The organism is Pseudoalteromonas phenolica (assembly GCF_005886345.1).
In the GTDB taxonomy this organism is placed as follows: Bacteria; Pseudomonadota; Gammaproteobacteria; order Enterobacterales; family Alteromonadaceae; genus Pseudoalteromonas; species Pseudoalteromonas phenolica_A.
On record NZ_PNEC01000053.1, the window covers coordinates 71,344 to 86,971 of the forward strand.

Consider the following 15,628-nt stretch of genomic DNA (forward strand, 5'->3'; position numbering starts at 1 on the left):
AGAAGAGTACGGCAACCTAATGTTTCCTTGGCTGCCGTATTTAGATCAGTTATCTTACTGATTTCTGAGTTAACATATTCAAACATACTGAAATAGGTTGTGCTGGACTGTAATAAAAACCCTGTATCCTATGACAGCCAAACTCTTCCAGTATTTTTACTTGTTCAAGTTGCTCTACACCTTCCGCTATAAGTTGAGTACCAATATCCTTACCAAGATCAACCAAGCATTTTACCATTGCCTGCTTTTTCTTATCTTCAATCAGTGTATCAATGAAAGAGCGATCTATTTTTACAAAATCAACTTTACTCTCTAATAAATTACTCAGCGAAGAATACCCGGTACAGAAATCATCTAAAGCAATTTCAACGCCTTTATTTTGCAGTTCACCTAATACTTGCCAAGTATACTGATTGGCAGCAACTGATTCGGTCACTTCAATAGTTAAAGCATGATATGGAAGGTTATTCATCTCAATTGCTTGTATGATTTGCTTGTATTGGTCATTACTCGATTTAAACTCACTCACTGAGCGATTAATCGACACAGAGATATGCCTATAACCTAGGCTGTGCATTTTCGCTAAATCTTCACAACTACGCTCTAACACAAGCTGACCTATTTGATGTATCAGACCAAACTCTTCGGCAACAGGGATGAATTGTGCGGGAGAAACAGCCCCAAGTTCACTGTCAGACCAACGAACTAAGGCTTCAAATTTACTGATCTCACCTGTTTTCGTGTCAATAATTGGCTGATAGTGGACAGATAAAAGCTGAAACTTAATGGCTTCTTTTAATTTGTCTCTGAGGTGTATTTTTTTCAAATAAGCGTTTTGAATAACTTCATTATATCGTGCGATTTGCCCTGGTGCAGTTTTCTTAGCAGAACCTAAAGCATGGGTTGCATGACTTATCGAGTTAGAAGCGGTAAGTGGTTGCTCTGAAGATAATTCAGCAATCCCTATACTGGCAGTAATTTCAACGGAGATTTCATTAAACACATAAGGCAGCGACAATTTAGACTGAATTTTTTCGGCCACAAAAATCGCATTATCAATACCACTGTTTTGCAATAAGATTGCAAATTCATCGCCACCATAACGACAAACTGTATCTTGACGCCTTACGCCATTTTTTATGCGTTTAGCCACCGACAATAAAACATTATCCCCGATTTCAGAACCATAAATATCATTTACTTCTTTAAACCTGTCTAAACCAATAAAAAGCAAAACAGATTGTTTTTTCTTAGCTCGGTTTTCTGAAATGACTTGCTCTAAATTTTCAATAAAACAGCGGCGGTTAGTTAAGCCTGTCAATGGTTCATGATTTGCATAAAAAGTGAGCTGCGCCTCGCTGCGCTTCCATTCGGTAATATCTCTAAATACAGCAACATAGTTACTTATCTGATTTTGTTCATCTTTAACTACACTGAGCGTCAGCTCTTCAGGAAAAATTTGACCGTTTTTACGACGATTATAAATTTCACCTTTCCACATTCCTTTGGTGTCTAATGCTTGCCACATTTTTCTATAAAACTGCTTACTCTGTTGACCCGAAGAAAGTACACCTGGGTCCTTCCCTAATAACTCTTTTCCTGTATAACCGGTTAAATCTTCAAAGGCCTTATTAACCAAAATGATTTTATTTTCATGATCAGTGATCATAATTGCATCAGTAGCGTGTTCAAATACTACATTCGTCAACTCTAGCTGCTTGGTTAAAGAATTGATTTGTGAAATGTCTTGTACTGTTGCGCTAAAAACTCGTTCAGGTATCGGTCCTTCTTCGTTCTCAACATGACCTATTATCCTCATCAATCCTTTGCGTTTAGACAACAATTTATGTCTCACACGCATATCGAGTTTTGTCAGTTCCCCGGCTTGTATTTGTTTCAGCGCTTCTTCAAGCTTGCCGCTATCTAAAGTTTCTAAACAATCTAAAAAGCAATCGATACTTAACTCAATATCATGATGCTGGCCAGTCAAATAACGCATTTCTTCACTAAACCAGTGCTTATTTTGGCCTAGGTGCCAATTCCAAGAGCTGAGTTTCGCAATACGCTCGCTTTTCGCTAATTGCTTGAGGATCATACCTTGTGAAGCGACTTCTAAATTGTGATTAAGCTCAGCGCCCACGATGTAGCTTAACTCTTGCAAGAAGCCCTGCTGTATATCATTTAGTAGTCTTTCATCTTCATACATACACACCATGATGCCAATCGGTGTGTGATCTAAAGCCCGAAGTGTTACTCCGGCATAACTATTTATGTTTAATACTTTTAATAACTCATCTTCAAGATAAGTCTCTTGCAAACAATGATTCAGCATGCAAACCCCCTCACTGTCTTGTGCGTCGTTACAAGGGGTGCCAGCTAAATCATAAGTAATATTAGGTTGAATTTGACCATCTTTAGCGTAACAAACTGTTTGAACTTGAGTGCTTCCATTAATAAATTGACCAATTAAACAATGAACAGGAGAAAGCTGTTCAAACATCATTTGAATGGCTTGTTCATATCTCGCTTGGCTATTCTCAAGACTGTAAAAATGGCTAAAAGAAAGGGACATAATTTCCACTTTTAAAAATGCGATAACTTAAAATGCACGAGTGAAGATTATAGTGGAATTTTCTTACGATGTTTTGTGGTTAGATCAAAGAAGTGAATATAAATTGCCACATCAAAGCGATATGAAGTGGCAATTTATTAATGCAAGTAAGTCTGTTACTGAATGACTGGTTGTACGTCTAAGCCATAGCCGAACATAACCGCTAACACAAGTACTGTTGATGCCGCAGCCATAAGTTTTAACATAAGAGGTAAACAGAATCTAAACCAATGCGTATATGGTACGCCAGCCATACCTAAAATACCCATCAATACAGCATTTGTTGGAATGATCATATTTGAAAAGCCATCACCAAATTGATAAGCAAGTACAGCTACTTGACGAGGCACGCCAACCAGATCACCCAAAGGAGCCATAAGTGGCATAGTGACATAAGCCTGACCTGAACCTGAAGGAATAAACGTATTCAGTAAAGTTTGGATAATCAACATACCAACTGCAGAGATTTCAGCTGCAACATGAGACAGCGGTAAAGACATACCATGTACTAGAGTATGTAGAATTTGTCCATCTTCAAGAATAAGCGCTATACCACGAGCAACACCGATTAAAATCGCAGTGGTCACCAAATCTGAAACACCTTCAATAAAACGCTCTGCTGTTTCATCTGCTGACAACTTACCTAAAATGGCAACAACCGCCCCCCAAGCAACGAACACACCACCAAGTTCATATAAATACCAGCCTTGAGTTGCTATACCCCACACAGCCACGGTTAAAGTCACTAAAAAGCTGCCTAAAATAAGCTGATGTCTTTTATTTAATTTAGGATAGTTAGGCTGCTCTTTACCCTCTAGTGGACAAGGTACGCCTACCATCATTGATTTGCTTGGATCTTCGCTTACCTTTTTCGCATAGCTCCATACATGATGAAAACCAATTAAAACAAATGGCACGAAAATAGCGAATCGCAACCATATACCTGAGTAAACAGGAATTTCAGCAATCTGTTGAGCGATTAACACTGTGAATGGGTTGAATGCAGATACACCATAACCAATACCATAACCGGCCACAATCATACCCACTGCAGTCATAGCATCTAAACGCATGGCTTTACATAAAGCCACTAAAATAAGCACAAAAGGGATATACTCGCCAGCAGTGCCAATCGCACTTGAAGCCAATGCGAAACAAAACACCACCATAAATATCAGACGCTGCGGTTTTGTTCCATGCTTCTCAAGTAATCGACCAATCAGCGCATCAACTGTGCCTGTTGCTCGAGCTATAGCCAGAACACCACCTACAATTAATACAAAGAAAATAACATCTTGCGCAGCAGCAAAGGCGCGAGGAATAGAAGTCAGTAAATCCCAAGGAGTGAGGTAAGTTTTATCTGCTACTTGCGCATAAGTGCCAGCAACAACCATTTGACGACCGGTTTCTGTCGTACTGGTTTCAAAAAAGCCCTGCGGCACAATCCAGGTCGCAAATAACGCAGCAACCATCATGCCCAATAATAAAATTAAGGTATGGGGTACTTTCATATTACCCATTTACACGCTCCTATTCTTATAAATCTAAGACTGCCTGACAGTCTGGAGCGCGCATAATACCTAAATCGGCACCATTATTCACCTTCAAGATGTCATCAAATGAAAACGGGATTTGCTTTCAGCACACGTTTTTAACACGCTTCAATTAAATGTGTTCTATTTCTACCCGCTTCTTTCGCACTATATAATGCTCTATCAGCTTGTTTTAAAACGGTATCAATATCATCACTTACATCTGGCCAGCGTGCAATACCAATAGATGTAGTGACATGCCCAACCATGCCAAAATCATGCGCTGCAATATTCTTACGTAAGCGCTCAGCAATCTTAAAAGCGACATCACACTCTATATTTGGCAAGAAAATTAAAAACTCTTCTCCGCCAGATCGACACACCAGATCTTGTTCACGGGCACATTGTTTCATTAAAGTTGCAAATTGCTTGATAACCATATCACCCACATCATGGCCAAAGTTGTCATTTACCCGCTTAAATGATCAATATCGAGAGCTAATTAGCCAACTTTCCTGCATAAACTCCATTTGCTTCAAGGGTATCTTGGAGTAGTAAGTCTTATTGAACCTTATAGGCTGCAAATAAAGCGTGGCCCAAGGTAAGTAACACACCAAAAAACGACAGTATTAATACCAACGTTTTAAATCGAGGCGTCTAAAGACGCGGAAGACATTAACCAAATTAACCTATAAATGGCCAAATACATGCAGATACTTCTATCATTTAATAAGGTACAGATTTAGATTGATGACTGTATTAATCTAAATCAAATTCTTGCTCTAAATTCTTCATACCAATTATAACAACAAAAAAGCATCTAAAGAGGAGAAAAAGATTACATGTGAAACAATCTCATTACATATTAAATAATGGATGTCGTCTTTTGTACCAAGTCTCGTTATAATTAGGTATCTCATTTATGCATGACTTATATGGTTTACAGTAAACTAAAAACATTAGCTTCCCATCTTACTATTGCTTGTATTTTACTTGCTTGTTTATGGCTGTTTGCCAGTGATAAACACATCCTGATTATTGGCAACTCTCTCATTTTGGCTTATATCGTTTCTATTTTGGGTTTTTGTGTCATTCCAAAAAAGAAAAAAAGCATTAAAAAAAATTAAGGTTTACAACTTCAACTAATTTAATAACATTAAATCAATCGCTTTAATGTAAAAACCAAGTCTATACTTTTATAAATCCCACAAAGAATGTTTACCTATGAAAGCAATCAAACTTATTTTTTCAGCAATACTTATCTTTAGTTTCGGCTTTTCAATGGGGATTTATACATTACCACTTATGGTTGCTCCGCCTTCATTGAGTATGCTCGAACTCGCTACTGCTGCGCAGAGTGCTAAATACCTGGTTCAAATTCCAGATGAATTAGATGGTTCAGATTTATTGCATTACGGAAAAGGAGAGTTTTATATAAGTGAATCTAAGATTGTTTTTAAAGGAAAGTTAGCCCCTGGTCCGGATTATCAGTTGTATTTATCTAAGCAATTTGTAGAAAATGAATCGCAATTTAATGAGCACAAAGATTCGATGCTTAATATTAGTGAAGTTAAACGCTTTGACGGTTTTATTTCTGTAGTACCCAATGATGTTGATATAAATCAATTTAATAGTGTTATTATTTGGTGTGAAGCATTTGGGGAATTTATCACTGCTGCGAAGTTCAAAAGTTAGTTCATCTAATTTTATGTTTATTCCGTATCTTTTAAAAAATTTGTAAAATTGGAATTCTATGCATTCTTTTTCTAACCACATTCAACTTGGCTATTATGGTGTTTTACCATTTTTAGCTTGTATATTAGCCTCATTAATTTTAGGAAGTAGCGAAGCTCTGATCCAAGCTTTTACTTTTTATAGTCTAGGCATCAGTGCCTTTTGCGCAGGTATTCTCTGGCGCCCTGGTCAACAAAGTATGACGCATGCTGTTATGGCTGTTTTACTTGTAATTCCTTTTCCTATGATGGCTTTTGTTGGCCCAATTATTGTCTTGGCTTATTTAGCTATTTGCTACCCTTTAATTTTAGTGTTTGAGAGAGGCATGCCAGCATGGCAAGACTATCATAAGGATTACCATAAAATGCGATTTGTACTTACCTCAGTTCTATTTGTTAGCCACTTATTTATGATCGCTCAACAGTTTGAACTTTCCCGTACTCTTTAAAGTCGTCTATTATCTAAATTATAGAGGGGCACTTGTTTAGCTTATGATGAAAAAACTTATCTATTTAGCGTTCCTAAGCTTGTGTCTTTTCTTGGCTACCGTCATTTTAGGAAACAACCCGCTTATTTCAGATGCCTCTGAGGAACTGTTCTGGTTCACCTGTATTGGACTATTAAGTATTTATAGTGCTAAATATGTTAGTAATAAATTTTTAATGGGCGCTTGGGTGTTTTTCAGCTTCGGGCTGTTGCTAGATTTACTTGACGAACTGATCCCATCTGAAGTCCTGCCCATCTTAGTTTTCGATACATCAATCAAAAATATAGGTTTAATCCTCACATCCTTTGTGCTCTACAACGTGATCCATGACGAAAGAAAGTTAGTCGAAAAGCTGAATTTTGAAATAGATAAAAGAAAAAAGCTAGAAGAAAAGTTAAGCTATGAAGCCAATCACGATCACTTAACAAAGTTAGGCAACAGAAAATCTTGTTTTGAGAACTTTGAAAATATAACTAAGACACTTCCTTTCTTACTCTATTTCGACTTAGATAACTTCAAAATTGCGAATGATAAATTTGGCCACAAAACAGGTGATAAAGTGCTTGTAGATATTACACAATCAATGTGTGACTCATTCGGACAAAATAACTGCTTTAGACTTGGTGGCGACGAATTTATTGCTTTTTCTAAAGCATATCCTCAAGATATCGAATTATTGCGAAGGACTTTACTTGAACCAATTTTCGAGTTTGGTGTTGGCATAAGTATAGGCGTAGCAAAAGCAGAAGACGGCCTAACTCCTGACGAAATTATGCACCTTGCTGACGAAAATATGTATAAGGACAAGGCGCATAAAATTATTCGTCATCAATCTAGAACATAACTCTCTTATTTCTGGCTCTTTTTTCAATTGACTGATAATCTAAACCTACTAACTATTCATGAGGGAAGCGTTGTGTTTGGTAATTTATTCAATAATCAACAGCAAGAACAAGAACTACAAGACTTAAGACAACAAGTTCAGCAACTACAACACGAGAATTCACAACTAAAAACCGAAAGCAATAACCTCAATGAGCTACTAGTTGAAACTCAATCCCAACTTAATGAAAATACGGACAACCAGCTTTTACAGTGTGCTATAAATGGCCTTGCTCAAGTAAGAGATATCAGAGAATCTGTTGGCAACAGTTTTACTTCAATTGAACAGGAAAGTTCATCAATTAATAATATCAATAATGTTTTTGAGACTTCAGAAAAATCATTGACAGATATTTTAGCTGGTATGGACGGTTTAACTCAAAATATGGCAACAATGACAACCAATATTTCAGGTTTGTCTCAAATGGCCGACAACATTAATACTTTTGTTACAACCATTTCTAAAATCTCAGATCAAACCAACCTGTTAGCTTTAAATGCTGCAATTGAAGCAGCTCGCGCCGGTGAAGCTGGTCGAGGGTTCAGTGTGGTAGCTGACGAAGTTCGAGCTTTAGCAAACAATACCAATGAATCTGCAAATGAAGTATCAGATCTCGTTAAACAGATTATGGATACCACACAACAAACGGTTAATGCTGTAAATATCATCCAAGACTCTAATAACAGCCTATCTGAAAGTATTGCCCAATTAAATAATGATTATTCAAGTATCGTAGACAGCTGCGGCTCTATGAAAAACACCATTCATGATGCTACTACACAAACCTTCTTACAGACGGTGAAACTTGATCACGTTGTTTGGAAGTCAGATGTTTATAATCATCTCATAGGCATTAATTCACAGCCAATTTCAGCATTTGCCGATAATGCTAGCTGCCGATTAGGTAATTGGATGAGTTCTGAAGGCCAACAAAAGTTTGGCGATATAAGTGCATTCAAACGCTTAGAAGCACCTCATCGACAGGTACATGCAAGTGGTGTTGAGGCAATGAAATTATTTGCCCAAGATAACAAGCAAGCCTGTATTCAAAAGCTTAATCAAATGGAACAAGCTTCATCTGAGGTGATGTCTTTATTAGATGAGCTAGCACGACACGCTTAGTAATTATATAATACGCCATTGTTTTCTACTGCTTAGTACTATGAAACTCGATAAACAATGGCGTATATTAACCGTTGGTGATGGCGATTTAAGTTTTTCACTTGCATTGTCAGCACAATTTCCACCTTCTCAGCTGACCGCCAGCATCTATGACTCAAAACAGGTTGTCACTGAAAAATATGCTGAAAATTCACTACATCAGCTACAAAGTAATCAATACACAGTCTTAACCGAATTTGATGTCACGCTTGAGTCATCATGGCAGAAGCTCGCTAAACAAAGTATTGACGTTGTAATTTTTCAGTTTCCGCTGATCCCAGCGTTTGACAACTATCATGATTTTAAACAGCAAACGCACTCTGTAAACACATTAAACAGACGCCTGCTTAGGTTATTCATCTACTATGCACATAAATATGTGTTAGACCCTGAAGGCCCCATGCTTTGTATTATCACATCTAAAGACGTAAAACCTTATTGTGAATGGGATTTAGAGTCATCACTTTTAATAGGCCTAGATATTAACTACTTAGGTCAAAGCCCTTTTAACATCAGTGACTTTCCAGGCTATAAAATTCGTAATGTTGATCGCGATAAGCATGTAAAAGACACCAGTGGGATCAGCTATGTTTGGTCGGCAAAAACGCATAGTCAAGACTTACCACATTTAAAGCTTCCTCATTATTTAGATGCCAATCATTGTAGTTTCTGCCGAGCAGGCCCCTTCCTGACTGAGAGGGACAAGCTCGCGCACAATAACTCTAAAAAACATAAAAATATGCTGCTCCACCATCAAAATTGGCAGGCTTATCTAAAAGTTGAATCACTGTAACAACTTTTTACTCACGTAAAATTTATGAGTTACAAAGAAAATTAACTGTTATGAATAAATTACAAAATAGCTCAACCTTGAATAATGTATACAAAGGTAATTGTATTGATTTTATTTCGAGATTAGACTAGCTGCCCAGTTAAATATGAGAGTTTTAAATCGTAATGGCAAATAGAGATTTGCTTTTTGCAATCGCCAGTTTACTTTGTGCAATGGTGACCATTCAATCAGGTGCATCTATTGCGAAACAACTTTTCCCTTATGTTGGACCCGAAGGCACAACAGCTTATCGGCTTGGTTTTTCTGCGCTCATTTTATGCTTAATCTTCAGGCCTTGGCGTCATTTACCGAAAAGGTGGGGGCCTATCCTAGTATATGGCCTATGTCTAGGTGGAATGAATATCACTTTTTACTATGCCATTGAGCGTATTCCTTTGGGTATTGGCGTTGCATTAGAGTTTACGGGTCCCCTTGCTGTCGCTTTGTTTTCTTCAAAAAGAAAACGTGATTACTTGTGGGTGGTATTTGCCATAGCCGGAATTATACTTCTGCTGCCTGATATGGATAGCCAAACTGGATTAGACCCAATTGGCGTTATACTGGCATTAATAGCTGGTACATTTTGGGCTGGCTATATTTTATTTGGTAAGAAAACTGGAAACCAAGGCTCTGGAGGTGCAACAGTTGCTATCGGTATGGCAGTTTCAGCAGTTGTGCTCGTGCCTTATGGGGCAGTTTCTCAAGGTACAGCTTTGTTGAATTGGGAGCTTATTCCACTCGGGATCATGATAGGTATTTTATCAAGTGCCCTGCCTTATAGCTTAGAAATGGTGGCGCTTAGAAATATGCCTGCGCAAGGATTCAGTATTATGATGAGCTTAGAGCCTGCTGTTGCAGCCGTTGCAGGCTTGATTATTCTTGGTGAATTGCTAACAGTTTGGCAGTGGGTTGCGGTATTAATGATTATTATTGCTTCGATAGGCAGTTCAATGGGCAGTAGTGAGCAACCTAAAAAAGAAAAAGCCGGATAAAACCGGCTTTTCCCTATTAGTTGAATGGGCGCGCTTGTTCAGGAGAATACATTTCATCTTTCGGCATGACGTACTTTTCTAACCACTGCTCTTGTTCCCATAGCACATGTAAAATAGCTTCAATGCTGTGATATTCATGTTGTTCATTTGGCAAGAGTACTAAACGCGCTTCTTTATTTAATTCAATCAAAGTCCGGTATAACAATTTAGCTTGTAACTGGCTTGCATATTCGTCTTCTTTACCATGAATGATTAAAACTGGTATAGATACTTTATCGATAGAATTAAACATTGAAACACCAGCAAACAGAGCTGAGTTTTGCCAAAAAGCCGTATCCGAGTCCAAATATCCTTTCGTCGTCATAGACGCATTGTATTGGCCGTTTCGTAAAATTGCGGTGCTAAAGTAATCAGTGTTGGAAATAGCTAAAGACGCTAAAGTTGCACCACGGCCATGTCCTGCAATTGATATTTTACCTTGCTCAGCAACTCCTTTAGCAATAAGTGCATCTACTGCTGCTTTTACACTTGATTTTAAGTTCTTTATAAAAGCTTCACTTGAAGTTGCCTCTTTCAAACTAGGCATACTCGGGTTTTCTAATATTGCGACACCTTTTGCAACATACGCCACCATATCTTTATGATTACTTGTTACAAAGTCGCCTTGTTGATTATATATATTGTCACCTAGCCAAAACAAAACAGGTAAACTACCCTGCGTAAAGTCGTAGTTATTTGGCAAATATAGATTTGCAGTAAGCGCTTTACCATCAGCTCTTAGATACTTTAGCTGTTCTTTCTTTACGCCTATAAACCCTTCAATTGGATGCGTATTTCTCGTTAATTGCTCTAACGTATTAAAAGTCATATCACTAACAAAAAAGTTTCTTGGCTGTAGCTGTGTTTCTTTACTAAACAACAAACGCATTCCTTCATCATCGAGTAAGGCGATTAAAGATTCTGAATATTCTGGTTGAGATTGCCACAATGTTGATTGGCTATTTGTTTTAGCATCGAATCTTTCAAGCTTTTGTACTAGGTTTTCACCTTCAGGTTGCAGACTATGTACAAATAAATAACGGCCACCAACCACTTTCAGGACTTCTTTACCTAAGTCATTGGTTTGTTTTATAAACTTATGCCAAATTTGAGGAGCATGTTGAGTACTAAATTGACGATATAATACTCTTCTCTGGTCGGCGCTTCTTGGGGTGATAATACTTTGTCTAAGCGATTCACCATCTAAAGATTTTTCTGTCAGTACTGCTAAGCTGTCTGAAGCCCATTGTATATTTTCAAACTGCCAATCCAAAGTAGCAAACAATTGTGGCTCTTTTCTAAATGGCGCACTGACGGTAAATAAGTTATCAGAATCATCCATTTTAGATTCTGACCAAAGTACAGTCGCCCCTTTATCTAAACGCCATTGAAAATCATTCTTTAATGGTAGTACTTCGGCTTCTACAGATTCTATCAATGGGTTAACTGCAAGCTCATAGAGTGCATAGCCCGTCATTCCCCATACTTGCCAAACATTAGCAAAATGACTTTTAGGTACCGTTGAAGTAATTGGGTCATCTATCATATTGACAATTAAATTGGTTGAATCAGGAGAAACGCTAAATTGCTGTAAAAATGTCGCTTGTCCGATAGGTTTGGCAAGCCCACTTAAACTAATCTTCAAAAGTTGACCCTGTGCAAAAAACTTAAATTGATCCGCAAGAGGCTCTGGCACAGTCTCAACAAAGTCTGACTCGTCAGCAGGTTGCGGATTTTCAGTTTCCGAAGACACAACACCAGTTACGCTCATGGTGTTTTCTTCTAGCTCTTCTTTATCTTTAGCTTCTTCAATCAGTTCTTCAGGGTGGAATTGCTCTGTAATCATCAAACCTTTTGCATCTAATTCAACACGCTTTTTAACTTGGGCAACCGTGGGCTTTTCAAGTAAAGGTTTGCCATGGTTGACCGCAATATTCACCACAAACCCTGTGCTATCTGGTAACCATTGATAAGGTGAAGTTGTCAAAAAGCCATTGAGTGTTGACTGAGTAACTTGCTCTAGCCTTCTTCTTTGTACGTCAAACACCCAAAGTGTCGCTGAGTTTACCTGCTCAAGTACAAAGCTCAAAAAACGACTATTCGCAGACCATTGCACATCTCTGATTTCCCCTTCAGGTAAATTATTTAGGTTAAGGACAGAACCCGAAATAACATGTTTTATCTCAATATCGGCATAGCGTTTTTGGTCAATACGTGAAAAGTTAAATGGATTAAATTGAATATCAAAAAGGTTCAAGCTAGGGGGAGTTAGCTGCTTATAACCAATTGAGTGCTCAGAAAGTTGCACTAACCAATCATTGTTTGGACTCATTAATATATCGGGTGTTGACTGTACTTCGACTAAACGCGCAAATTCAGTACTAGGCACCTGATATCCGTTAGTATTTGTATTCGCAATGGCATTAGAAGCGATCAAAAATGTAAAAATAAAAGCGCCAAATACAGACGAGACAGCACAGTTCATACTTTTCCCCTAGTCAGTTAGTTGCGAAATAATATACTTAAATCATTAAAATTGCAGCTATTTCCAAATATCGAGACACTTTAGTCGTGCAAATTGCCAAGCTTTCCATGAAAAAGCAGTATTTTATTAATGCAGGCAATCGTCGTGTTTATCTTAAAATTGATATAGACTGCCCGCCTTTAAATTGCAGTATATAAAGAGAGTGTCATGAGTCAGCGCGTATTAGTTATTGGTTATGTTTGGCCTGAACCAAATTCATCAGCAGCGGGCACACATATGATGTCACTGCTCAAACTATTTCGCGCACAAGATTGGCAAGTTGAGTTTGCAACTCCAGCCCAACCAACAGAGCACATGATTGAGCTCAATAGTTATGGGATCAGCAGTAAAGAAATTGCCTTAAATTGCTCTAGCTTTGACGAATACATTGCAGAATTTAACCCAAGTATTGTAATGTTCGACCGTTTTATGATGGAAGAGCAATTTGGTTGGCGAGTCGATAAATTTGCGCCTAATGCTTTAAAAATACTTGATACTGAAGATTTACAATGCCTAAGACAGGCAAGACATACCGCACACAAAGTAAAACGCGACTTCACTTTAACAGACTTACAAAGTGAGATTGCCAAAAGAGAAATTGCCGCTATCTTACGCTGTGATTTAAGTTTAATCATTTCTAGTTATGAAATGTCTTTGCTTGAATCATTTTTCAAAGTTGATATGAGTTTATGTCATCACCTCCCTTTTATGGTCAATCTAGACGCATTACCAGACTCCCTACCTGAGTTCAAGCAAAGGTCTCATTTTATGACCATAGGAAACTTTCGACATGCTCCAAATTGGGATGCCGTTTTATATCTGCAAGAAATTTGGCCATTGATAAAGAAACAGCTGCCTGATGCCCAATTGCATATTTATGGTTCTTACCCCCCCCCAAAAGCAACAGCACTTAATAACCCAAAAACAGGTTTTTTGATTAAAGGCTGGGCTGAAGATGCCAACCATGTAATGCAAAGCGCCAAGGTGTGTTTAGCCCCACTTAGATTTGGTGCGGGGATCAAAGGTAAGCTTCTGGAAGCCATGATAAATCAGACTCCGAGTGTTACAACAGATATAGGTGCTGAAGGCATGACGCAGCAAAGCCTAGCGTGGCCAGGAAAAATCGCCAATAGCGCAGAAGAGTTTGCAAATGCAGCAGTTGAGCTATACAAGGAGCGAACTCAATTTGAACAAAGTGCAAATAACGCTAATCAGCTACTCAAAGCCTTCTATGACCAAGAGCAATTAGGGGCAAAACTGATCACCAAAATAAACGCTATTTTAGAGAATTTAGCGACTCACAGAATGAATAATTTTACAGGGCAAATGCTTAAACATCACACCATGAAGAGTACACAATATATGGCGCAATGGATTGAAGCAAAAAACAAAAATAATTCACAATAAATTGCTAGACATACCTTCAAAAGTGATTAGAATTCGCCCCGTTTCTAACAAAGCATACCAGTTAGGTTAACTTCAGCTATAGTTAACCTAATATTTACTTTTACCACCCTCATTTGGTCTAAAAACTTGAACACAGCTAGTTTTACGCAAAAAAGAAAGTTTATTGTTAAGCTTGGCAAAATGTTGCACAAATACGGTACGCCTGCCTATCGTCTTGAAGCTCATTTAATGGAAGTCGCAACGCACCTAAACTTAAAGTCGTCTTTCGTTATGTCACCAACTTCTGTCACCTTTGTGATATGGACAGATGGCCATGAAGAAGAGTATACGCATGTTGCGCGTGTCGAACCTGGCGATCATGATTTAGGTTCATTAGCAGATACCGATGATGTAGTAACTCGTATGTTGGCTGGCGAATTAACCATTGAAGAAGCTGATGCTAATTTAGAAACCATAGACACAAACAAAAACCCTTATAACCATTGGTTTACTGGGTTTGCTTTTATGGTTTCAGGCTCAGCTTTTGCCATGTTAATGGGTACCAGTTGGAATGATGTCTTCTGGTCAGGAATAATATCCGCCATTGTATTTTTGTTCGTGCTATGGTCTGGCCGCTCAAAGCGAGTGACACACATGCTCGAACCTTTGGTCGCCATTGGCGCAGCGATTGCAGCCTGTGCTGTCAGTAGTTATATAGACCCAGGTGTGAATATTCGCTTAGTCATCTTATCTTCTATTATTGTATTTATTCCTGGTTTGGCATTAGCACTTGGTTTTGCTGAACTATCAGCAAGGCACTTAGTATCAGGGACAGCTCGAGTAATGGATGCCATTATGCTGCTGTTTAAGCTTTACTTTGGTGCTTTCTTAGGCATTAGCATCGGCTTCGCTCTGTTTGGAAAGACTGATTTTATACAGCCTGAAGCACTACCTAAATGGACAGCTTGGCTTGCTGTGTTATTACTCTGTGGCAGCTTAATAATTATATTTAGAACCAAGTTAAAACACGCAAGTTGGTCAGTGGCATCAGGCTTTATCGCTTATGCGGCAAGTATCAGTGCAGCAGTTTACTTTGATTACAGCATAGGTGCTTTCGTCGGTGCGTTTGCGGTTGGTGTATTTAGTAACTTGTTTAACCGCGTAGTGGATGCGCCAGCCTCTATTGTGGCTATGCAAGGGCTTATAGTTCTGGTGCCAGGTTCTAAAACATACATTGGTTTGAACTCATTAATTGAAGGACAAAGTTTCGTTAATGCAGACCAAATTGGTCAACAAACGTTTTTGATCTTCATGTCACTGGTTGCGGGTTTAATTTTCGCTAACGTGGCGCTACCGCCCAAGAAAAGTTTATAAATACAATTAAGGCTGCATAAACTGAGCAGCCTTCTTTTCTATTAAATCACCAACATTTCTTTTAAAATCTTGT

11 protein-coding genes and 1 pseudogene are annotated in these 15,628 nt (G+C 38.3%); 8 read left to right on the forward strand and 4 right to left on the reverse strand.

What is annotated here, in order from left to right; genetic code table 11:
* Positions 1-49: 49 nt before the first annotated feature.
* The 3 genes and pseudogenes from CWB72_RS16760 to CWB72_RS16770 form a co-directional block, all read right to left on the reverse strand.
* Positions 50-2,572, reverse strand: a complete 2,523-nt coding sequence (locus CWB72_RS16760; RefSeq protein ID WP_138633762.1) for a putative bifunctional diguanylate cyclase/phosphodiesterase — start codon at positions 2,570-2,572, stop codon at positions 50-52.
* Positions 2,573-2,727: 155 nt separating this feature from the next.
* Positions 2,728-4,131 carry a YfcC family protein gene (locus CWB72_RS16765; protein WP_130255349.1) on the reverse strand — a complete coding sequence of 468 codons (1,404 nt, stop codon included), beginning with the start codon at positions 4,129-4,131 and terminating at the stop codon, positions 2,728-2,730.
* Positions 4,132-4,262: 131 nt separating this feature from the next.
* Positions 4,263-4,613 (reverse strand): annotated as a pseudogene (locus CWB72_RS16770) (GGDEF domain-containing protein); the annotation flags it as partial.
* Between the two features lie 754 nt (positions 4,614-5,367).
* On the opposite strand from CWB72_RS16770, the gene CWB72_RS16780 reads away from it, so the two are divergent.
* The 6 genes from CWB72_RS16780 (at position 5,368) to CWB72_RS16805 (ending at position 10,232) form a co-directional block, all read left to right on the forward strand.
* Positions 5,368-5,838 carry a DM13 domain-containing protein gene (locus CWB72_RS16780; protein WP_138633768.1) on the forward strand — a complete coding sequence of 157 codons (471 nt, stop codon included), beginning with the start codon at positions 5,368-5,370 and terminating at the stop codon, positions 5,836-5,838.
* Positions 5,839-5,896: 58 nt separating this feature from the next.
* Positions 5,897-6,325, forward strand: a complete 429-nt coding sequence (locus tag CWB72_RS16785) for a DUF3429 domain-containing protein (protein ID WP_130255354.1) — start codon at positions 5,897-5,899, stop codon at positions 6,323-6,325.
* A 91-nt stretch (positions 6,326-6,416) separates the two neighbouring features.
* Positions 6,417-7,208: a GGDEF domain-containing protein gene (locus tag CWB72_RS16790; RefSeq protein ID WP_212747900.1), complete on the forward strand. Its 792-nt coding sequence runs from the start codon at positions 6,417-6,419 to the stop codon at positions 7,206-7,208.
* 72 nt (positions 7,209-7,280) lie between these two features.
* Positions 7,281-8,369 (forward strand): methyl-accepting chemotaxis protein, encoded by a 1,089-nt coding sequence (locus tag CWB72_RS16795; protein ID WP_171037348.1) that lies wholly within the window; start codon positions 7,281-7,283, stop codon positions 8,367-8,369.
* Between the two features lie 40 nt (positions 8,370-8,409).
* Positions 8,410-9,201 (forward strand): class I SAM-dependent methyltransferase, encoded by a 792-nt coding sequence (locus CWB72_RS16800; RefSeq protein WP_138633774.1) that lies wholly within the window; start codon positions 8,410-8,412, stop codon positions 9,199-9,201.
* 164 nt (positions 9,202-9,365) lie between these two features.
* Positions 9,366-10,232, forward strand: a complete 867-nt coding sequence (locus tag CWB72_RS16805; protein WP_138633777.1) for an EamA family transporter — start codon at positions 9,366-9,368, stop codon at positions 10,230-10,232.
* Positions 10,233-10,248: 16 nt separating this feature from the next.
* Here the strand turns inward: CWB72_RS16805 and CWB72_RS16810 are convergent, their stop codons facing one another.
* Complete coding sequence (locus CWB72_RS16810; protein ID WP_138633780.1) at positions 10,249-12,756, reverse strand: alpha/beta hydrolase family protein; 2,508 nt, start codon at positions 12,754-12,756, stop codon at positions 10,249-10,251.
* A gap of 207 nt (positions 12,757-12,963) precedes the next feature.
* On the opposite strand from CWB72_RS16810, the gene CWB72_RS16815 reads away from it, so the two are divergent.
* Together CWB72_RS16815 and CWB72_RS16820 are read left to right on the forward strand one after the other, a co-directional pair.
* Positions 12,964-14,202, forward strand: a complete 1,239-nt coding sequence (locus CWB72_RS16815) for a glycosyltransferase (RefSeq protein ID WP_138633783.1) — start codon at positions 12,964-12,966, stop codon at positions 14,200-14,202.
* 126 nt (positions 14,203-14,328) lie between these two features.
* Positions 14,329-15,555, forward strand: coding sequence for a threonine/serine ThrE exporter family protein (locus CWB72_RS16820; protein ID WP_138633786.1), 1,227 nt, complete (start codon positions 14,329-14,331; stop codon positions 15,553-15,555).
* The last annotated feature ends 73 nt before the right edge of the window (positions 15,556-15,628 follow it).

Excerpts from the sequence above, each read along its gene's own strand:
- CWB72_RS16780 (WP_138633768.1), top strand. The coding sequence starts at position 5,368 with ATGAAAGCAATCAAACTTATTTTTTCAGCAATACTTATCTTTAGTTTC.
- CWB72_RS16760 (WP_138633762.1), bottom strand. The coding sequence starts at position 2,572 with ATGTCCCTTTCTTTTAGCCATTTTTACAGTCTTGAGAATAGCCAAGCG.
- CWB72_RS16800 (WP_138633774.1), top strand. The coding sequence starts at position 8,410 with ATGAAACTCGATAAACAATGGCGTATATTAACCGTTGGTGATGGCGAT.
- CWB72_RS16805 (WP_138633777.1), top strand. The coding sequence starts at position 9,366 with ATGGCAAATAGAGATTTGCTTTTTGCAATCGCCAGTTTACTTTGTGCA.
- CWB72_RS16765 (WP_130255349.1), bottom strand. The coding sequence starts at position 4,131 with ATGGGTAATATGAAAGTACCCCATACCTTAATTTTATTATTGGGCATG.
- CWB72_RS16815 (WP_138633783.1), top strand. The coding sequence starts at position 12,964 with ATGAGTCAGCGCGTATTAGTTATTGGTTATGTTTGGCCTGAACCAAAT.
- CWB72_RS16785 (WP_130255354.1), top strand. The coding sequence starts at position 5,897 with ATGCATTCTTTTTCTAACCACATTCAACTTGGCTATTATGGTGTTTTA.
- CWB72_RS16810 (WP_138633780.1), bottom strand. The coding sequence starts at position 12,756 with ATGAACTGTGCTGTCTCGTCTGTATTTGGCGCTTTTATTTTTACATTT.